This window comes from Microbulbifer maximicatervae (SeqCode) (assembly GCF_052468095.1).
Map to the genome: position 1 here is coordinate 2,856,455 of NZ_CP174332.1, position 17,295 is coordinate 2,873,749.

A 17,295-nucleotide genomic window follows, 5' to 3' on the forward strand; every position below is an offset into this window, starting at 1 on the left:
TTATCTTATGGAACCTCAAGAGATCAATGTCGGTATCGATACCAGCAGTAAACAACTCGATATTTATGTGAGACCTACTGGCCAATTCTTTAGTGTTGCCAATGATAAAAATGGCATTAAGGATGCCATTAAACAATTACAACCTCTTAAACCCCAAAGAGTACTAATAGAGTCTACGGGAAGGCTCGAGTTAGAGTTTGTTTGCGCCGCCGACAAAGCCGGATTACCTATTGTTGTTTGCAATCCTTCGCAGATAAGGAGCTTCGCTAAATCCGCAGGGCGCCTCGCCAAAACTGACAAGCTAGATGCAATGGATATTGCACATTTTGGTGAGGCCATGAAGCCAGGGCTGTCGGTGCTAAAACCAGAAAAGCTTAGGGAGATCAGTGACTTACTGGCGGTAAGAAGTCAGTGTTTAGAGATGAGTACAATGCAAAAGAATCGGCTTCAGAGAATGCCGAAATCAGTACACAAACCTATACAGACCATTCTAAACACCATCAAGAAAGAGCTACAAGGTATCGACAAGCAACTGGATAAACTGGTTAACAGTGTGTCTGAGTGGCGGCAAAGGCGTGACCTATTGTTGAGTGCCAAAGGGGTCGGAAATGTATTGGCCTATACGTTAATGAGTGAACTTCCTGAGCTAGGACAATTGAACCGTAAAGAAATCGCTGCACTTGTCGGTATCGCCCCGATGAACCGTGATAGCGGCAACTTCCAGGGCAAACGATATATTCGAGGTGGAAGGCATCGCGTACGCACGGTTCTTTTTGTTTCCATCATGTCGGCCATACAACATCATCCCAAACTAAAGCCCATGTATAAGCGATTAGTCGACGCTGGCAAACCTAAAAAGGTTGCTCTGGTTGCCTGCATGAGAAAGCAGATTACGATCCTGAATACGATGGTGAAAAATAACACCTACTGGGATGAAAGTATGGCTTAAAAACTTGACGAGCAACCATAGTCACTTGTTATGTGGGTCTCAGGTATTTCTTGCCTACGAAGTAACAAACTATCATTGATATGAGTATGGATGAAACACACCAGGCAAAAACCCTACTGTAGTACTCAAGGCCACTAAAGAGCAAAAAACCATTAGGCACGAGTGCTATGAACATGCCAACCGGCATTGGAGCAAGTAAGACGGCCGAAAGTGGAACAAAAAGCAACAGTTTTATTGCCATATTCCACTGCACGCTTCTGATTTTCTTTGCATAAAAGTAGAGAGCGATTATCAATGGTGTGGACAACAACAACCAAAATGGAATACGCACAAGTAATTGCCAAGCTTGATCAATCATTTTTATCGCGATGTCCATATGCTCTATTTCCTGCTCACATAACGCCGGCCACACAAGCGAGCGCTTTCAGCGAGTCCAGCCAAATGCGTTTTTTGCATTTGGCGATTGTGCTGGCCCTTGTTAACTGCGGTCATCTTCGAAAGCTTCCGCGTTGAGGGAATATGCAAGTTCAGAGCATATTGACATAGGAACCCCGCTGGTCAGTAGAACACCATTCTCCAGGCTTATATTGCCAACTTTATCCCCGCCTTCTAGATAGAAAGCTATGCCTTCACCAGAGAAAAGAACCTCCTCATTGGTAAAAGGGTTAGTTCCTTTCTTATCAGGAGCTTGCTCGAGGGCTTGATGACTGGAGATTATGCTACTCCATTTAGCAAGCTGTATATCACCATCGCTTTTGATGATTTTGCCGAAGTCCATTTTATCTCCTGGAAAGTTAACGCCCGCAGCACACGCGAGCGTAGCGAGTCGAGGCCGATAGGCCGGTGTGGCTGCGTTTGTTAAATTCCTGCTCATACATCAACGCATTGACCAGTGTATGTCATGAAATTCATACAAAAACAAAGAAATGCGATTTTGTATTTTTGTCTATCCTTACGGTGAAATAAGTCATGACATTTCCGCTAATAGACTTATAGTAACCGTTAGATCCATCACTCACCACTTTCGGTGTGTATGAATCCAGAACGCTATTATCTAGTCCGCCATATATTCTTCCCGTTGATCGGTTGACATGAAACTCTTTTCCAATCGCGTCTGTATAAAAATCTTGAGTTAAAGGACCCGCGTTAAAATCCTTGACGGTACACCAAAAGGAACTCCCATAGGCACTAATGCTCATGCTTATAGCAGCAAGAATAGTGATGTATTTCATTCGTGGCTTATCTCCGAGTGGAATTTAACGCTCACCACAAAGGCGAGCAACTTGTTGCGAGTCCAGCTCGCGTGTTTTGCGTGCGATTTGCTGGTGCTTGTTAGTTGTTTATCTGCAACAGCGATAAATTATTTTCCCAAATATAGAGCAAATCATTTACTTTTACATTACTGCCGGGCGGTAGCCATAAATTTGTTTCTTGGTGCTTTGCCCCCATTCGATGATAAAAATCGCGTGCATTTGAGTTATCTTCTAAAACCTCAAGGTATAATCCCTTATGGCTAAAGTTTTCATCAGCCCATTTAGCAATTAAATGCATTAGCTGTTTACCAATTCCTTTACCTTGATAAGCCCTTGAGACATGCAAGTTATCTATGAATGTTCCCCATCTAGCACTTTCATTACCAAAAGCACAAATAAAACCACAAATGTTATCACCATCAATGGCAACCAAAACGTATTGGTTACTCTTTGGTGAGGATAATCGATTTGCCCAAGAGTTTCTCCGCTCCACCCAAACATCATTATCAAGGAATTGATTAGGGAATATTCCCCGATATGACTCACGCCAACTTTCAGCATGTAAGTTAGCTAAAACCTCTAAGTCATTTATGTTGGCAACTCTGTATAGCATTTACTCGTAAGCTCCGATAACGCCCACAGCAGGGGCAGATTACCTTGTACGCGTTTTGCGCAAAACTGGGAGCGTAGCGACCTGCGCAAAAAGTGCACAAGGTAAGACGTCCCGCGGAGGCCCGAAGGGCCGTAGCATACTGCCTGTGTTTGTTATGTGTCTCACTCTTGGTATGCATCCAATGGAACCATAGTAAAGGGCTTTTCAAATGAAAATGGTTCTAGTGCATTCAAGTTCTTAGTATTAATGAAGACGATAAAGGTATCTATACTAGGCCCAGATGAATAGGGATACAAAATAGTGCCAACAGGTAATTGACCATTGCCTTTATCTGACTGAAGTACGAATGGAGCCTGGAGCTCCAAGCTGTTCGACTCCAAAATTCGATACTTTTCCCACTTCATACCTAAGAAGAAAGATGTCGATATCATCGAAACGAGGGCTATGAGGGAAAAAATTAATTTCATACTGGTTTACACATAACGCTTTTATAACCGGCCGCAGTGTAGGCGCGAAGCGCCGGAACAGAGGTCCAGCCCCAGCGGCTTTTTGCTGGGGCGATGGTTGATAAACTTGTTAGAAGTTTGCACGTCTCTGCTCCTTGTTCGGATTATGAGGGACGCAATAACTTACTGAAGATGCCGTAAACTGCTTGCCTAAATCGGATGTTAGCTTTGCAGAAATACTGCACTGCATCAACTGCTGCCCCCAAAAGCTATAAGATCGTTTTGGGTCAGTGGCAAAGGTGAACTCGATAGTAACGCTTTGAAGCCAACTAGTATTGCCACCCATGCGTTTTACCATTTCAGATAAGTACGCCCAATAGGTTTGAACGAACGGAGCCAAATTGGAATTATTACATTCGACTGCATCATGTGACGCTCGGAGGGACAATTTGTCTACTTCCATTTGCTGAGCAATGGTTAAAAGCTGGCCTAGTGACCAATAACCTTCATAATCATTGTTGCGACTTGCTAAGCGTTTAGCAAAACCTCTCACGATGCTTTTGAATTCCTTTCGTCGCACTTTTACTCTCTTACTTCTAACGCTTCACTCAGCTGCGTTTTTGAAGGAGTCCGTTTGTGCTATAAGCACAAAAAGGAGCGACGGAAAAAACGTCAGCTGGAGTGACTTGTTAGCCATGTAATTCATCGATTCTATTTAATACTTTTAACTCGATACGCTGCCATTTAGCAATACCATCCTCTTGAGACAATATTCTTTTCCTTACTCCCCGAAGATGGTTTAACTCTTCGAAAAAGACAATTTCTGATTCTTTGCCTTTATAGGTTTCATCTTCCCCAAGACTCCAAATTGCCTCTGAAGTATCGATATTATCAAGCAGTAAAGTATCTATATCAATGTAATAGCGTTGTAGTCCTTGACTAGTTTCAACGGGACCAAGTAATACCGTTTGAATCAACCCGTCTAGACTATCCAGGGATACAATTCCTTCTAAGTAATCGCCTATTAATTCTTTAATCTCGTATTTATCCATGAGCTACTTCTTACGGCTAACGACCACAGCAGGGGCGGCCGAAGCGTAGCGTAGGCTGTCCCGCAGAGGCCTCATAAGGGGCCGGCGCAAACTGCCTGTGATTGTTAGACTGAACATTGCACTCATGACCTAAGCCTACAAATAGCTAACTTTGAAAGGTATACAACTAAACATACCGCCCAAAAAATAGCTAGTACAGGAAATGCAAACCTAAGTTGGCTAGAGCATGCAGAAGGCTCGCTGACGAATTCACTTATCAATAATATTGGGAAAGGTACAAAAGCTGCTGCTCCACACGCAAATACTGTCGGTGCAAAGAAAAAGGTAATTAGACAGGTTCTTAGTGGAATTTTGACTGCGCTTTTGAAGTACTCAAACTTTCTCCAGCCCCACCTTACAGTGATGAAAGACACAAAGAAATACACAGCTAGAACTGCCAGATATATGACCAGGTAAGAAATTTCTTCAGTGTCCATTTATTGCTCTAACGCCCCACACAAGGGCAGACAAATAAGCGTAGCGTTTTGGCTGTCCCAGCGACCAAAGGGAGCGATTGCTGCGGCTTGTTAACTGTATGTACCGAAACCATAACGGTATACCTCTGGAAACAGAAAACCCACAAACAGTAAAACAAATACAACAAGTACCCCAATGGCCATTGCCTTAATTGGATGAGCTTCTTTTCCTTCTGGGTTGTCGGTAGCTCCTGGCATATTTTCAGGCATATGTACCATTTCGCCAAAAACTCCTAAAGCTGCAACTATAACAACACTCATATAGAAACTAATTCCAAAGAAAAATGAAATAGCAGTTGCAAGTACGACCACTAATGCGAGCCTCAATGCTATCCCTTTTCCTCTAGTCATAATTTCACCAGTACAGTTAACGCCTTTATAAACGGCGTGCGTTTTTCAGCGCGTCCAGTTGCAGCCGTTTTCTGGCTGCAACGATGTTTAATAAACTTGTTATACCCTGGCTATTTGTAGATTTTGGGATCAACTTCATATTCTCCACCCATTTCCTTGGGCTTCAAGCTTGGGTGTTGCTCGTAGATGGGGTTCATGAAGCTAGTAAGTAGTTCACCCATCACTTTTCCTGTGGCTTGCTGGTAGTTTTTAAACTCTTGTTCAGAGCATCCATCCTTAATAAGAGCAAGATTATTATCCATTGCAGCCCCTATTTTAAGTGCAAGCAAGCTTGTTTTTTCAGCTAGTTCTCTATCCATAGGTAGTATCCGTATAACGCCATGCATAACCGGCAGACCGCGCGCAGCGTGGGCTGTCCGGGAAGCCTCCCCCCTTAAAGTAGACGCCACCTTATATTCATCTTATGCGGCCATTCTTTCATATTCATCTGGGCTTTTGAACCCAAGTGAACCATGTCTTCTTTTAAAGTTATAGTACCTATCAAGATACCAAGCTAAGTTAGCTCTTAGTTCCTCAACGGATTCAAAATTAAATCCTTTGAAACTCTCAGTTTTCAGTGTTTGAAAAAATGATTCTACATACACATTATCATTCATAAATCCTGGACGGTTCATGCTCGGCTCAATACCCAGTTCTTTGAGTCGACTTTGGTATGCATAAGCACCGTACTCAGAACCTCGGTCACTGTGAAATATTAGATCTGATTCTATATTTCTGCGACGAACAGCTTTATTTAGCGCTGACAGTGTTAGCTCAACAGTTCGAGTATCCGACAACTCCCAACCCAACACTTTCCGGGAGTAAAGATCAATAATCACAGCTAAATATTGCCATTGTCCATTGATCTTCAGATAGGTTACATCACCAGCCCATTGAGAGTCTGGTTTACTCGGCATACCATGCTCTCTTTGTAGGTTTTCAACCTTAATATAAGGATTTCCAGGCAAAGGGCGTCGACGATAGATCCTTCCAGCTTTCCCCACGATTCCAGCCTCTCTCATAAGGCGTTCAACGCGTTTGTGATTTATTCGTTCACCATTAGCTTTCAGCTCTGCGCTAATTCTTGGACTTCCATAATTACCATCATGCTGTGTATAGATAGCTTCGATACACCCTAGAATTCGCCTATTCTCTATGTCACGAGTGCTCTCATCTCGATTGAGCCACTTATAAAACCCTTGGGGTGAAACATTCAAGTATCTACATAAGTACCTGACACCAAAGTCTGATCGATTAAGAGCTATGAACGAGAATCTTTCAGCTTTGGATCTTTCAGGTACATTTCCCACTTTTTTAGGAAATCATTCTCCTTTTGCAATTTCTCGACCTGCTTTTTTAGACGTCTTATCTCTTTATCATCGGTTTGAGACCGATTTTTCGTTGTTTTTGTCATACTTATTCTACGACTGGGCTTCTCGACCAGCTTGCCTTCTCTACTTTCCTGTCGCCATCTATACACCATTACTGGATGCAAACCAATAATGTTGGCGATAGTAGTCGTATCTACTTTCAGTTGATTAGTGAGAGCTACCACTCTAACTTTGAATTCTGTTGAATATTCAACAACTCGCTCTTCACTCAGTATTTTCGGCATTTTTTCCTACCCTATTCAAAAGGTAGGCGTCTACTCAATGGGGGAAGGTTTCCGGCGTAGGTCGCGCAGCGACCGGAGCGAAGTTGATGCACTTGTTATGTGTAAAACTAGCCACCATTAATACCTACCTTTACTTCCCGAACATATCTAGAAAAATAAGGGTGTTTACTATTGGTTGGAAAGCTAAAGCGACTCAAACTATAAACGTTACCATCTGAATTTAAGAGCAATAGGTAGGTATCGCCAGGAGAAAGGTTTGTTGGGCAGACTGCGTTAGGTTGTTCAACCGTTGGCTTACCAGCAATTTTCGAATTAGCGGCTACAGCTCCCTTGATAGTTTCATTGACCATAGCTGAGAAAGTAACGAATCCGCCGTAGCGAGAACCCTCTTTCTTTGTCACTGCCGTAACCGTTGCGATAACGATTGTATCGTATTGCTCGAACTCATTAATCGGAAATTCTTCATTCAGCGCAGCTTGCTTGCAGGCAAACGCTTGCATTGAAAACAGTAAAAGTATAATTGCGATACATCTAAACATGCCATATCCATCCTTTTACACATAACGCCGCTAGCAAGGGCAGCCGAAGCAACGCGTAGGCTGTCCAGCCCAGCCCCGGAGGGGTTGGGCGAGCTTGACTAGCCTGGTTATGGCTGGCGCGCACTGAACCACCTACTTGCTCTCTACCAGCCATCTTTGGCTGGCCACTGCCCGATAAATTTAAAGGGGAAAATACCATACTTTCCCAACCGGTTAACTATCTGATTGGCACTCCATGATGGCGTAGCTGGCTTGCAGGGCCTGCTGACTTAAAACGATGGCACTGGAACGAAACTGTAGTACCAAATTGCAGGAAAACTCTCAGAAAAAAGTGCTCAGATAGAGATTGATGCTTGCAGTAGCTACAGAACATCTGAAAATCGGCCGCCACAATAACGCCCCGCACAGGGGCAGACAAATAAGCGTAGCGTTTTGGCTGTCCCAGCGACCAACGGGAGCGATTGCTGCGGATTGTTAAGTGCTTTTAGCACGATCTACCCGCTTAATAAGATCATTCACCATTGGATTTTTAGTAAACATGTTAAAGCGCATGGGAGGATTAAATGCCAGCTCTTTGCCAATTGCTCCTTCTTTCCGCAAATGAAGTACAACCTTTTCTGGGGACTGCATTTGAGCATGACTAATATTGATGATGTCTTTTAAGTACACCCTTTGTTCTTTATCCCCTTTTCGGAACATTAACGAATCTCCTTCGTCGTAGACCTCATCAGCCAAGTCCCAAAGCGACTTCTTAAAGAACAAGAAACCAAACACCATCATAAAAGCAGGGACAACAACGAACATGAAAGACTCAGCCATTGCACCCGACAATGCCGCTGTAATGATAAAAAAAGCCAGAAATCCAAACCACACGGAGGGGAATAGCTTTTTAAAATAAAATGTCGAACCTGAAATTTTCTTCATATTCTTCCTGCACTTAACGCCGCTAGCAAGGGCAGCCGAAGCAACGCGTAGGCTGTCCAGCCCAGCCCCGAAGGGGTTGGGCGAGCTTGCCTAGCCTGGTTATGGCTGGCGCGCTCGGGACCGACTACTAGCACTTTGCCAGCCATAGTTTGGCTGGCCGCTGCCCAATATTTACGAGGGAAGAATACCGCACTTTCCCTAACCAATTCCTATCTTACTGGCAATCCGCGAAATTGCAGCGGACTGCCTCTTTTTACAACACCCGAGCGAACACTCTTGGAGCGAAACTGCCTGAATAGCAATCAGTAAAATTGCTCAATACCAGATGCTATTTAGTGGCACGAAACCTTCAGTTACCACGAAAAATCAATAAAACCGACCGCCACAATAACGTTGCCAGCAAGGGCAGCCGAAGCAGAGCGTAGGCTGTCCAGCCCAGCCTCCGGTTGGGCGATCTTGCCTGGCCTGGTTATGCATTTTACTCTGCTACCTGCACCATATCTTTGATTTCAGACTCCACCTCATTGGTGTAACCATACTGCCAATTTGGAAATGGAGCTATTAAAAGAGCTACCCAGCCTTGCATTGAGGTAACTTTAACCTGACCAAGCTCTTGTGACCCGGATGAAACACTGTATGTATTGATGCAGTGGGTAGGGATAATGCCTAGCGTGAGTACGTACATCATTGGTTCAAAACAATGATTGCCTTCTGGCCACTTATTTACTCTTGTTACGGCGACAGCATCTTTATCGCTTATAGCTTCACTAAATTTGTCCTCCGGCTCAACTTTATAGGTTGCGCATGCCGAAAGAAGCGAGATAAGTATGATGAGTGGTAATTTATTCATGATGCATAACGTCTTTAGCATGCGAGCGCTTTTTGTGGAGCCGAAAGGCGGAACGAAAAGTGGGTCGCGTGCCTGAGCTGGTTAAATGCTTTTACCATAACGTTTTTTAACATAGTAAAACACATTAGATGATAACCAAACCAGTATGAGTTGAATAAACATTTCACAATAGGTTAAGTCATACGAGGCCTCACCATCCACGTGGATAAACCAATGTAAGAAAGGAATGGGACCAACAAAGCCTTGGTAAAACCAAAGCCTCCACCAAACGATAGAAGCAACAAACAAGCCCAATAAGATCAGCAATTGTATTCCTGTAGTCTTGTTTCCTTTCTTCATTTAATTCCCTGTATTGGTCTTGCCCACAAAAAGTAGACACTCTAACTATGCGTATTTTCGCTCATACTCTGCTGGACTTACATAGCCCAATGCAGAGTGCCTACGAACCCTATTGTAGAAAATCTCAATGTATTCAAACACCTCAGATTTTGCTTGCTCTTCGCTTTCGAATGTTCCGGCATAGACCAGCTCGACTTTTAGCCTGCTAAAGAATGATTCCATTGCCGCATTATCCCAACAGTTAGCCTGGCGACTCATACTCGGCTTGCACTTGCTTTCGGACAAGAGATCCTGGTATTTCTGCGATCGATATTGCACACCCCTGTCAGAGTGAACTAGCAGTCCAGGCTTTATTGGTCGTCGCTCTAGGGCCATTTTCAATGCTCGACGTGTCAATTCATCGGTCATCTGCGAGTCGAATGCCCAACCTACAATACGTCGAGAGTACAGATCCATAACTACCGCGAGGTATAGCCACCTATCCAGAACCCAGATATACGTAATGTCACTGGTCCAGCGGCAATTTGGTCGATCCACATCAAAGCAACGCTTAAGTAAGTTGGCGGAGACGTTAATGCTCCCCTCCACGGGCTGACTATATCGAAAGCCTTTGCCGTTTCTCGCTTTAATATGTTCCTGTTGCATAAGCTTAGCGACGTAGTTCCGCGAGCATGGCTCACCTAACTCTTGAAGCTCGCAAGCAATTCTAGGCGCGCCATAACGACCTTTAAACTCAGCAAACGTCTCTCGGATTTTCTCGATTGTTCGTATCTCTCTAATCGTGCGAGCAGATGGCAATCGCCCCCGCCATCGATAATAACCCGATCTTGAGACTTCTAAACACCGACACATCAAGCTAACCGGGAATGACCCTACATGCTCTTGTATCAATGCGTACTTTACTCTTGGTGGTTCGCAAAGTACGCAGCTGCCTTTTTTAGAAACTCAACCTCCTGACGAGCTTCATGCAGCTCCTTCTTGAGTTTGCGAACTTCAGCGCTTTCCTGTTTGGAATAGTCGACACCGTCTAAACTATTGAACTGCTTATCAGACAGTCGATTAAATTGACGACGCCAGTTGTAGATCTGCTGTGCGCTGACGCCTAGCTCTCGCGCCACAGAAGCCGTTGTTGCTCCAGCCTTTTCCGCTCTCTTAACTGCTTCTCTGCGGAACTCCTCCGTATACGCCTGAGTTCTTTTCTTACCCATGATACACCTCCGTGTTAGGCCTAAACCTAACTATACAGGGTGTCTACTAAACGTGGGTAAGTCTTGTATTTAACGCCGCTAGCAAGGGCAGCCGAAGCAACGCGTAGGCTGTCCAGCCCAGCCCCGAAGGGGTTGGGCGAGCTTGCCTAGCCTGGTTATGGCTGGCGCGCTCGGGACCGACTACTAGCACTTTGCCAGCCATAGTTTGGCTGGCCGCTGCCCAATATTTACGAGGGAAGAATACCGCACTTTCCCTAACCAATTCCTATCTTACTGGCAATCCGCGAAATTGCAGCGGACTGCCTTTTTTTACAACACCCGAGCGAACACTCTTGGAGCGAAACTGCCTGAATGGCAATCAGTAAAATTGCTCAATACCAGATGCTATTTAGTGGCACGAAACCTTCAGTTACCACGAAAAATCAATAAAACCGACCGCCACAATAACGTCGTGCGCAGCGGCGGCTTACTTTGTGTATTTTTTGCGCGATAATAGGAGCGTAGCGACTGCGTAAAAAGTGCACAGAGTAAGGCGTCGGTCTGCCGCACCTTTGTTAACTACTTATGCCGATGTTTGCCAATAGTAGCGAATAAATGTACCAGGCTCTTCAATTAATAAATCTTGCTCATCCCATTCACCATGTAGCGATACAACATTTGCTTTTGAATCAGGGGCACGACCTATAAACTCCTTTAGGTACCGCCTTACTGTTGAAGAATATGGATACTCTTTAAACTCAACCCCATTGCCGCAATCGAATTTCGACTCTGGATCGAACCACTCCTCTTGGGCAGTTGCCTCAAAGAACCCCATTAAGTTTGAATACTGATTTGATCTAGCTAAAGCTATGACTAGAAACTCTTCAGATCCGGTATCTTCAAATTCGAATTCGTCTAGGATTACAATCTTCATTTTTTGTAGTTAACGCCTGCAGCATCGGCGGCCACGAAGTGGACGTCCGATGCCTGCACTTGTTAACTGAGGTCCTCGTATTGCGCAATGTGCCCTGCTCCAAACTCGCTCAAATTGGCCAAGTAAACATCTAAGGACGAGCAAATTTTTGAGAGACGGCCAAATGGATAGCGCTGATCTGACCATATACTTCCAGCTTCAGGTCCGCTAAATACGTAAACATGATACCCCTCGCAGCCTGTATTACAGATGCGAATAGCGCCGCTCAAGATTCCTTCACTTGTAGTAGAGCGCCCATCGAATGCGCCTAAGACTTCAGCTGTATCAACTTCTTCAATCTCGTATGGCTGAAACCACTCTTCTTGTGGTGAGAGTTTGTAATCTCCAACCATTTTTGGATCATTGAGCGCTTGAAACAGGCTTTTAGGAATACTTTCTTTCCACATGTTCAGTTAACGCCTTTAGCACAGGCTGGCGGATCTGGCACGTAATTGCGAAAGCAATTTAAGTGACAGGTTTGCTAGTCCTTTGCCTAAACTTGTTAGTTGTGTTTGTCAGGGTTAAATGAAGGCCAGTTGGTGATGCACTTACCATCCCCTTTATAGTCAGTGCCATATTCTTTTATATCTTGAAATTTTCTGATGTTTCCTGAAGTTGCTTTTTGAGTTTGAAAATCATTGCCCACAAAGAAAACACCAGATTTAGATTTACAGAAACTTAAAATATATTTGTTAGAAAATATTTGTTTTCTATCATAAGGCGGCCTCAGATATACGATTACCGAGGCCGTATCACCTATGCTTAAATCGCCTTTATAGACCTCTAAAACTTTTCCATTGACTCTATAAGGTTTCCAACCAAAAGGCATATATTTGAGAATGCTATCATTACCTTGAAATTCATATATAGACACATTTTGAAATAATGCTGAGTAAGCTGTATCTACATAATTAGGCTCAATCCACATTGAGTGATTATAATTTGATTCTCTCTTATGTTTGATGCTTAGCTTTTCTTTAGACTTTGTTGTGCACTCTTGCTCTTGAAAGCTGACTTTCCCCGATTCATCAGTGCATTTATAGATTGCAGCCTCTGCTTGTCCAATTAAAAATAATACTAAAATTGCGATATATCTCATTTTACTCCCTTACAACTAACGCCCGCAACAGGGGCGACCAATGCTATGCATATTTTGTGCGAAACTGGGAGCGAAGCGATCCGCACAAAATGTGCATAGCGTTGGGCGTCCCGCGGAGGCCCGAAGGGCCGGAGCATCCTGCTTGCGTTTGTTATGAATTTAGCACGCCACTTCACGAATCTCTTCAATTGCAGGTAACCCAGAAAAAATGCCGACTAGCCCAGACACATAGGTAGTCTTACCGATACAGCCTTCCATCTCGGAGTGAACGCTGCCATTTCTAATTGCTGTGTCGGAGAATAACAGTAAACTCAATACGTTAGCTGGAGGCTGTGTCTGTAAATTAATATGATCTTTTGATGGAATTAATACTAAAACATTGCCTCTAGGCGGTTTGTACATATAACCGACAACTTGAACATGCTTGCCATAGTAATTTTCAAACATACCGACAACCATAGGCACATCTCCTCGCATAAACCCACCGGACGGCTTATTACTACAAGCGGTCAGCCCCAAGAGAACTAGTAGTAGTATTGATTTAGTATTTCTCATGAATTCATAACGCCCGGCTCATCGGCGAGCGAAGCGAGTCCGGTGGAGGCCGCAGGCCGGAACGAAATGCAGCCGCTTGTTAAGCTCTGGGCCCATTGTACCTTGACTCATTAATAGACCAGATTACACCAGCCAAAAGATACCCAAAAGCCAAACTACCTATTAATGACCATAATGTATCCATAGTGAGAATGGGTTGATTATTGATTATCTGCCTCAACAGAAATCCTATAACAAATAGAAAACAACCGCCCCCAAGCACACCTCTAGTTAAAGCAAAATGAAACGACCCTTTAGATCGAATTCTTTCCCATCTTTCATTAGGCTTCATTATTGATCCTTAAATTCTTGGTGCTTAACGCCGCTAGCAAGGGCAGCCGAAGCAACGCGTAGGCTGTCCAGCCCAGCCCCGAAGGGGTTGGGCGAGCTTGCCTAGCCTGGTTATGGCTGGCGCGCTCGGGACCGACTACTAGCACTTTGCCAGCCATAGTTTGGCTGGCCGCTGCCCAATATTTACGAGGGAAGAATACCGCACTTTCCCTAACCAATTCCTATCTTACTGGCAATCCGCGAAATTGCAGCGGACTGCCTTTTTTTACAACACCCGAGCGAACACTCTTGGAGCGAAACTGCCTGAATGGCAATCAGTAAAATTGCTCAATACCAGATGCTATTTAGTGGCACGAAACCTTCAGTTACCACGAAAAATCAATAAAACCGACCGCCACAATAACGCCACGCTCAGCCGCAGCTTGCTTTGTGCGCATTTTGCGCGAAAATGGGAGCGCAGCGACCGCGCAAAAGGTGCGCAAAGTAAGCTGTCGGCCTGCAGCGCATTGTTAGCTTTTCTTGCGGAGCTCGTATAACCACGGTGCTTTCTTGTGGTCATCACCCTCATCTGAATCTATTTTGAAAATAGCCTCATAAATACAGTTAAGATCAAAAATCAACTTGCTTTTGTCGATAACCTCTATTCTTGCCTGAACACTTTTTCCTTTCGGTGGCTCTTGAGTGCCGTGCTCAACAAGTTCAGGTTTTGAGTGAACAAACTGATCTCTAAGATCAAAAATTTCCTTTATTTTATCTAGTGCATCTTTGTCTATGGTTTTTTTCGTTTTCCAGTTCGAATAGATGTTCCATTTTTTTACAGTTGATAAACGATCAATATCCTTTTGGAAAGGCATGCTGTATCTAGAGGCATAATAATTAATGTAGGCTTCGAGGGACAAAGCAGCATAAATAGGAACGTTTATCATTGATAGACGCTGCTCATAGAGTAGCGCCTCAAGCTCACCCGAATGGTTTCCTTTGTTCTCCGCCTGAACTCCCTTTATGTCACCCATCAATTCTTGAGATTTAATACATGATCTTACTGAGAACTCATAGTAAAGCCTGTGAGGCATTTCTAGCAGGTACTGCTTATTATTTTGCTCTACAACCACCCAATGTAACATTCTCAAACCTTAATAGTTCTCTTGCTCAGAACGAAAGCTAACGCCCGCAACACCGGGCCGTTTGGAGCGCAGCGGAAAACGGGTCCGCGTGCTTGCGTTTGTTATACGAAAACTGGTTGCTGGTTTGCATATCCCCATACCCTGTAACACCCATTTTCTAAGGAGTATGGGATATTGTACTTTTTCAGAACAGTTGCTATAAAGCCACTGAAGTCAGTAATTCTATCACTTAAAAGATTGCCCCTTCGCTCTCTTTTGAATGGGTCAATATCCATCCACTCGATACAGTTAGATTGACCATAGCGAACCCATTCCCAATCAAGCAGCGAAAACCCAGGCATTGCCTCTAAGTCTCGTAGATATTTAAGCCTTACTTGAGGCTCGAAATCACTGTTACTTGTAATGGCATTAGCGAGTTCTCGCCACTTTGTTTTGTTCATATACGAAACAAGGCGCCGCTCTTCAATAAATTTTAGTGTTTCTTCGTTCATTGCCTACGTATAACGCCGCGCTTTGAGGCTGGTTTGGAGCGCAGCGGAAAACCAGTCCGACAACAGCGCCTTGTTATGTTTTGATGCCCAAATCAACCTCAAAATTCCTTTCACGGTATGCTAGTACCACGCATGTGACTTGTTCACCGACGCTTGGCCAATCTTCTAGCTTTTTGGGCAAGGCTTTAATGCCGGGTTTTGGAGTAAGCGCAATATCGATTATGCCGGAAAACTTATAGTCATCTTCAATTTGAAATCCAATGTCAACAAGGACACCGTAAGACTCAACCCTAAAAACATTTGCTTCAATCTCATCGCCTACACGGATTCGAGACTTTAGCTCATTCCATTTTTCGATATCGCTCATTGCTCTCCAGAAACATAACATTTATATAGTAATCATTCTGATCACTATTATCCTGATTACTATCCTGGAATCAATCTAACGAAAAAACACACAAAACCCAAGTAAAATCAATATATTATTCATGATTCAGAACCATTGTACCAAATGGAAAAACGATCACTTTGACTACTATCCCCATTTTATACGAGCTCCCTAACCCATTGAAATAAAATAGGTTTTCAAACATTCCGGACCTAGGCCAAAAATAACGGTCAAACTGATCGAAAATCCTGATGACTCCCAGTCAAATGTTCATTAAACTGTTAATCCATACAGTATCCGGACTGTAAAAATGGACGACATCCCTATTCCGCTACCCCAGCGACCATCCCGCTTTATGGACCGTTTTAGGGCTTTTATACGGTCTCGCTATTTGGCATACAAAACAGAAAAGACATACTGCTTTTGGGTGAAGGACTTTATACGCTTTCATGGGATGAAACATCCGCAGGAGCTCGGAAAAGCTGAAATAGATAAGTGGTTAAGTCACCTTGCTGCTAATCGTAATGTGTCAGCCAATACTCAAAAAACTGCTTTGAATGCAATTATCTTTCTCTATAAGCAGTTTCTGGATATTGAATTAGGGCAACTACAGTTCGAAAAAAGCCATCGGCCTAAGCGATTGCCTGTTACTTTTAGCCATGAAGAAGCAACCTCCGTATTAGAGCACCTTAGCGGTCCAAATAAGCTTGCTGCTTCATTAATGTATGGTTCGGGCCTTAGAGTTATGGAAGCTGTGCGGCTTAGGGTACAGGACATTGATTTTAGTGATCAATGCTTGATAGTACGGGAGTCCAAGGGTGAGAAGTGGCGAAGAACACTACTGCCTCGGTCTCTGGTTAGGCCCCTCAAGGTGCAGATAGCACATGCGCTTTCTCTACACGAGCAGGATTTGGCTGAGGGCTATGGGTATGTCTATTTGCCTTTCGCTCTGGCGAAAAAGTACCCACAAGCAGCGACGAGTGCTGCTTGGCAGTATGTATTCCCCGCTCGATTTCTATCGCAAGACCCTCGCAGCGATATGATGCGACGGCATCATATTGGTGAGCAGCAAGTTAGGCGGGCCGTTGCCAAGGCCGTTTCGGCCCTCAATATTCGTAAGAAGGCGAGCTGCCATACATTTCGCCATTCGTTTGCCACCAACCTTCTGCGGGCTGGTACTGATATACGCAATATTCAGGAGCTACTCGGCCACAACGATATCAGTACAACCATGATTTACACCCATGTTATAGGCGTACATGAGCGCGGTGTTACCAGCCCTCTTGACTAATTTCGGCCCCCGGCAGCTATGCCTTTGGGTGGTAGCTGGCTTTAGGCCAAGCCTTGTTGATTTCATCTGCCTGAAGCTCTGCATTAAAGTGTTCCCAGGTAATGCCATTAATGTCAGTTTCTGCGGTAAATTTATCGGCACCATCTGATTCCCATCCTAGATGCCTAAGCGTTCCGCTTTCACAATTTGGATCATGGCGAATCGATAGGTTAACAGTGGCAGTTCGCCATAAAGCATATTCATTGGGCACATGCACGCAGGGAGCAGTATTTAACCTTCTACTATAGTCGGCAACTGACTCTTCTATCTGATTAGTCGACAGTGCTATATGAATTTTATCCATGGGCCCTACCTTTATTAATACTTGTTTTG

Annotated in this window: 26 protein-coding genes; 2 read left to right on the forward strand and 24 right to left on the reverse strand. The window is 44.1% G+C overall.

Annotated elements, in window-relative coordinates; all coding sequences use genetic code 11:
- Window positions 1-7: 7 nt before the first annotated feature.
- A complete protein-coding gene (locus ACJJIL_RS12220; RefSeq protein WP_413662913.1) occupies window positions 8-949 on the forward strand; it encodes an IS110 family RNA-guided transposase in 942 nt (313 codons plus the stop codon).
- Window positions 950-977: 28 nt separating this feature from the next.
- On the opposite strand, the gene ACJJIL_RS12225 is transcribed toward ACJJIL_RS12220, so the two are convergent.
- From ACJJIL_RS12225 to ACJJIL_RS12335, 23 genes are all read right to left on the reverse strand, one after another.
- Window positions 978-1,325 (reverse strand): hypothetical protein, encoded by a 348-nt coding sequence (locus ACJJIL_RS12225; protein ID WP_445359817.1) that lies wholly within the window; start codon window positions 1,323-1,325, stop codon window positions 978-980.
- 102 nt (window positions 1,326-1,427) lie between these two features.
- Window positions 1,428-1,727 (reverse strand): hypothetical protein, encoded by a 300-nt coding sequence (locus ACJJIL_RS12230; RefSeq protein ID WP_444905568.1) that lies wholly within the window; start codon window positions 1,725-1,727, stop codon window positions 1,428-1,430.
- 130 nt (window positions 1,728-1,857) lie between these two features.
- Window positions 1,858-2,181 carry a hypothetical protein gene (locus tag ACJJIL_RS12235; protein ID WP_444905964.1) on the reverse strand — a complete coding sequence of 108 codons (324 nt, stop codon included), beginning with the start codon at window positions 2,179-2,181 and terminating at the stop codon, window positions 1,858-1,860.
- Window positions 2,182-2,281: 100 nt separating this feature from the next.
- On the reverse strand, window positions 2,282-2,815 hold the full coding sequence (locus ACJJIL_RS12240; RefSeq protein ID WP_444905569.1) for a GNAT family N-acetyltransferase: 534 nt from the start codon (window positions 2,813-2,815) through the stop codon (window positions 2,282-2,284).
- A 576-nt stretch (window positions 2,816-3,391) separates the two neighbouring features.
- Window positions 3,392-3,841, reverse strand: coding sequence for a hypothetical protein (locus ACJJIL_RS12245; RefSeq protein WP_445359818.1), 450 nt, complete (start codon window positions 3,839-3,841; stop codon window positions 3,392-3,394).
- 109 nt (window positions 3,842-3,950) lie between these two features.
- The gene (locus tag ACJJIL_RS12250) at window positions 3,951-4,313 is read right to left on the reverse strand and encodes a hypothetical protein (RefSeq protein WP_444913291.1); all 363 of its coding nucleotides are present in this window, start codon (window positions 4,311-4,313) and stop codon (window positions 3,951-3,953) included.
- A gap of 566 nt (window positions 4,314-4,879) precedes the next feature.
- Window positions 4,880-5,179, reverse strand: coding sequence for a hypothetical protein (locus tag ACJJIL_RS12255; RefSeq protein ID WP_444913290.1), 300 nt, complete (start codon window positions 5,177-5,179; stop codon window positions 4,880-4,882).
- Between the two features lie 110 nt (window positions 5,180-5,289).
- Window positions 5,290-5,538: a hypothetical protein gene (locus ACJJIL_RS12260; protein WP_353376763.1), complete on the reverse strand. Its 249-nt coding sequence runs from the start codon at window positions 5,536-5,538 to the stop codon at window positions 5,290-5,292.
- Between the two features lie 102 nt (window positions 5,539-5,640).
- Complete coding sequence (locus ACJJIL_RS12265; RefSeq protein WP_413662311.1) at window positions 5,641-6,528, reverse strand: IS3 family transposase; 888 nt, start codon at window positions 6,526-6,528, stop codon at window positions 5,641-5,643.
- Window positions 6,480-6,833, reverse strand: a complete 354-nt coding sequence (locus tag ACJJIL_RS12270; protein WP_413662312.1) for a transposase — start codon at window positions 6,831-6,833, stop codon at window positions 6,480-6,482. Before ACJJIL_RS12270 ends, ACJJIL_RS12265 begins: the two co-directional genes overlap by 49 nt.
- A gap of 107 nt (window positions 6,834-6,940) precedes the next feature.
- On the reverse strand, window positions 6,941-7,372 hold the full coding sequence (locus ACJJIL_RS12275; RefSeq protein ID WP_445359819.1) for a hypothetical protein: 432 nt from the start codon (window positions 7,370-7,372) through the stop codon (window positions 6,941-6,943).
- A gap of 474 nt (window positions 7,373-7,846) precedes the next feature.
- Window positions 7,847-8,296, reverse strand: a complete 450-nt coding sequence (locus ACJJIL_RS12280; protein ID WP_444926768.1) for a hypothetical protein — start codon at window positions 8,294-8,296, stop codon at window positions 7,847-7,849.
- Window positions 8,297-8,774: 478 nt separating this feature from the next.
- A complete protein-coding gene (locus tag ACJJIL_RS12285) occupies window positions 8,775-9,146 on the reverse strand; it encodes a hypothetical protein (RefSeq protein ID WP_282931105.1) in 372 nt (123 codons plus the stop codon).
- An 81-nt stretch (window positions 9,147-9,227) separates the two neighbouring features.
- Entirely contained in the window at window positions 9,228-9,485 is a 258-nt protein-coding gene (locus ACJJIL_RS12290; RefSeq protein ID WP_444898103.1) for a hypothetical protein, read from the reverse strand.
- A 45-nt stretch (window positions 9,486-9,530) separates the two neighbouring features.
- Entirely contained in the window at window positions 9,531-10,376 is an 846-nt protein-coding gene (locus ACJJIL_RS12295; RefSeq protein ID WP_444905485.1) for an IS3 family transposase, read from the reverse strand.
- Between the two features lie 8 nt (window positions 10,377-10,384).
- Entirely contained in the window at window positions 10,385-10,693 is a 309-nt protein-coding gene (locus ACJJIL_RS12300) for a transposase (RefSeq protein WP_282933834.1), read from the reverse strand.
- A 562-nt stretch (window positions 10,694-11,255) separates the two neighbouring features.
- Entirely contained in the window at window positions 11,256-11,606 is a 351-nt protein-coding gene (locus ACJJIL_RS12305; protein WP_445359820.1) for a hypothetical protein, read from the reverse strand.
- Window positions 11,607-11,668: 62 nt separating this feature from the next.
- Window positions 11,669-12,052 (reverse strand): hypothetical protein, encoded by a 384-nt coding sequence (locus ACJJIL_RS12310; RefSeq protein WP_444956785.1) that lies wholly within the window; start codon window positions 12,050-12,052, stop codon window positions 11,669-11,671.
- Window positions 12,053-12,147: 95 nt separating this feature from the next.
- A complete protein-coding gene (locus ACJJIL_RS12315; protein ID WP_445359821.1) occupies window positions 12,148-12,744 on the reverse strand; it encodes a DUF4124 domain-containing protein in 597 nt (198 codons plus the stop codon).
- A 159-nt stretch (window positions 12,745-12,903) separates the two neighbouring features.
- Entirely contained in the window at window positions 12,904-13,203 is a 300-nt protein-coding gene (locus ACJJIL_RS12320) for a hypothetical protein (RefSeq protein ID WP_282953229.1), read from the reverse strand.
- Between the two features lie 935 nt (window positions 13,204-14,138).
- A complete protein-coding gene (locus ACJJIL_RS12325) occupies window positions 14,139-14,753 on the reverse strand; it encodes a hypothetical protein (protein WP_445359822.1) in 615 nt (204 codons plus the stop codon).
- 101 nt (window positions 14,754-14,854) lie between these two features.
- The gene (locus ACJJIL_RS12330) at window positions 14,855-15,244 is read right to left on the reverse strand and encodes a DUF6678 family protein (protein WP_282931774.1); all 390 of its coding nucleotides are present in this window, start codon (window positions 15,242-15,244) and stop codon (window positions 14,855-14,857) included.
- A gap of 73 nt (window positions 15,245-15,317) precedes the next feature.
- Window positions 15,318-15,611 carry a hypothetical protein gene (locus tag ACJJIL_RS12335; RefSeq protein WP_445359823.1) on the reverse strand — a complete coding sequence of 98 codons (294 nt, stop codon included), beginning with the start codon at window positions 15,609-15,611 and terminating at the stop codon, window positions 15,318-15,320.
- A 376-nt stretch (window positions 15,612-15,987) separates the two neighbouring features.
- On the opposite strand from ACJJIL_RS12335, the gene ACJJIL_RS12340 reads away from it, so the two are divergent.
- Window positions 15,988-16,923, forward strand: coding sequence for an integron integrase (locus ACJJIL_RS12340; protein ID WP_445362005.1), 936 nt, complete (start codon window positions 15,988-15,990; stop codon window positions 16,921-16,923).
- A 16-nt stretch (window positions 16,924-16,939) separates the two neighbouring features.
- On the opposite strand, the gene ACJJIL_RS12345 is transcribed toward ACJJIL_RS12340, so the two are convergent.
- Entirely contained in the window at window positions 16,940-17,266 is a 327-nt protein-coding gene (locus ACJJIL_RS12345; RefSeq protein WP_444912810.1) for a VOC family protein, read from the reverse strand.
- Between the last annotated feature and the right edge of the window lie 29 nt (window positions 17,267-17,295).

Excerpts from the sequence above, each read along its gene's own strand:
- ACJJIL_RS12220 (WP_413662913.1), top strand. The coding sequence starts at position 8 with ATGGAACCTCAAGAGATCAATGTCGGTATCGATACCAGCAGTAAACAA.
- ACJJIL_RS12225 (WP_445359817.1), bottom strand. The coding sequence starts at position 1,325 with ATGGACATCGCGATAAAAATGATTGATCAAGCTTGGCAATTACTTGTG.
- ACJJIL_RS12230 (WP_444905568.1), bottom strand. The coding sequence starts at position 1,727 with ATGGACTTCGGCAAAATCATCAAAAGCGATGGTGATATACAGCTTGCT.
- ACJJIL_RS12235 (WP_444905964.1), bottom strand. The coding sequence starts at position 2,181 with ATGAAATACATCACTATTCTTGCTGCTATAAGCATGAGCATTAGTGCC.
- ACJJIL_RS12240 (WP_444905569.1), bottom strand. The coding sequence starts at position 2,815 with ATGCTATACAGAGTTGCCAACATAAATGACTTAGAGGTTTTAGCTAAC.
- ACJJIL_RS12250 (WP_444913291.1), bottom strand. The coding sequence starts at position 4,313 with ATGGATAAATACGAGATTAAAGAATTAATAGGCGATTACTTAGAAGGA.
- ACJJIL_RS12255 (WP_444913290.1), bottom strand. The coding sequence starts at position 5,179 with ATGACTAGAGGAAAAGGGATAGCATTGAGGCTCGCATTAGTGGTCGTA.
- ACJJIL_RS12260 (WP_353376763.1), bottom strand. The coding sequence starts at position 5,538 with ATGGATAGAGAACTAGCTGAAAAAACAAGCTTGCTTGCACTTAAAATA.
- ACJJIL_RS12270 (WP_413662312.1), bottom strand. The coding sequence starts at position 6,833 with ATGCCGAAAATACTGAGTGAAGAGCGAGTTGTTGAATATTCAACAGAA.
- ACJJIL_RS12275 (WP_445359819.1), bottom strand. The coding sequence starts at position 7,372 with ATGTTTAGATGTATCGCAATTATACTTTTACTGTTTTCAATGCAAGCG.
- ACJJIL_RS12280 (WP_444926768.1), bottom strand. The coding sequence starts at position 8,296 with ATGAAGAAAATTTCAGGTTCGACATTTTATTTTAAAAAGCTATTCCCC.
- ACJJIL_RS12285 (WP_282931105.1), bottom strand. The coding sequence starts at position 9,146 with ATGAATAAATTACCACTCATCATACTTATCTCGCTTCTTTCGGCATGC.
- ACJJIL_RS12290 (WP_444898103.1), bottom strand. The coding sequence starts at position 9,485 with ATGAAGAAAGGAAACAAGACTACAGGAATACAATTGCTGATCTTATTG.
- ACJJIL_RS12300 (WP_282933834.1), bottom strand. The coding sequence starts at position 10,693 with ATGGGTAAGAAAAGAACTCAGGCGTATACGGAGGAGTTCCGCAGAGAA.
- ACJJIL_RS12305 (WP_445359820.1), bottom strand. The coding sequence starts at position 11,606 with ATGAAGATTGTAATCCTAGACGAATTCGAATTTGAAGATACCGGATCT.
- ACJJIL_RS12310 (WP_444956785.1), bottom strand. The coding sequence starts at position 12,052 with ATGTGGAAAGAAAGTATTCCTAAAAGCCTGTTTCAAGCGCTCAATGAT.
- ACJJIL_RS12315 (WP_445359821.1), bottom strand. The coding sequence starts at position 12,744 with ATGAGATATATCGCAATTTTAGTATTATTTTTAATTGGACAAGCAGAG.
- ACJJIL_RS12320 (WP_282953229.1), bottom strand. The coding sequence starts at position 13,203 with ATGGTTGTCGGTATGTTTGAAAATTACTATGGCAAGCATGTTCAAGTT.
- ACJJIL_RS12325 (WP_445359822.1), bottom strand. The coding sequence starts at position 14,753 with ATGTTACATTGGGTGGTTGTAGAGCAAAATAATAAGCAGTACCTGCTA.
- ACJJIL_RS12330 (WP_282931774.1), bottom strand. The coding sequence starts at position 15,244 with ATGAACGAAGAAACACTAAAATTTATTGAAGAGCGGCGCCTTGTTTCG.
- ACJJIL_RS12335 (WP_445359823.1), bottom strand. The coding sequence starts at position 15,611 with ATGAGCGATATCGAAAAATGGAATGAGCTAAAGTCTCGAATCCGTGTA.
- ACJJIL_RS12340 (WP_445362005.1), top strand. The coding sequence starts at position 15,988 with ATGGACCGTTTTAGGGCTTTTATACGGTCTCGCTATTTGGCATACAAA.
- ACJJIL_RS12345 (WP_444912810.1), bottom strand. The coding sequence starts at position 17,266 with ATGGATAAAATTCATATAGCACTGTCGACTAATCAGATAGAAGAGTCA.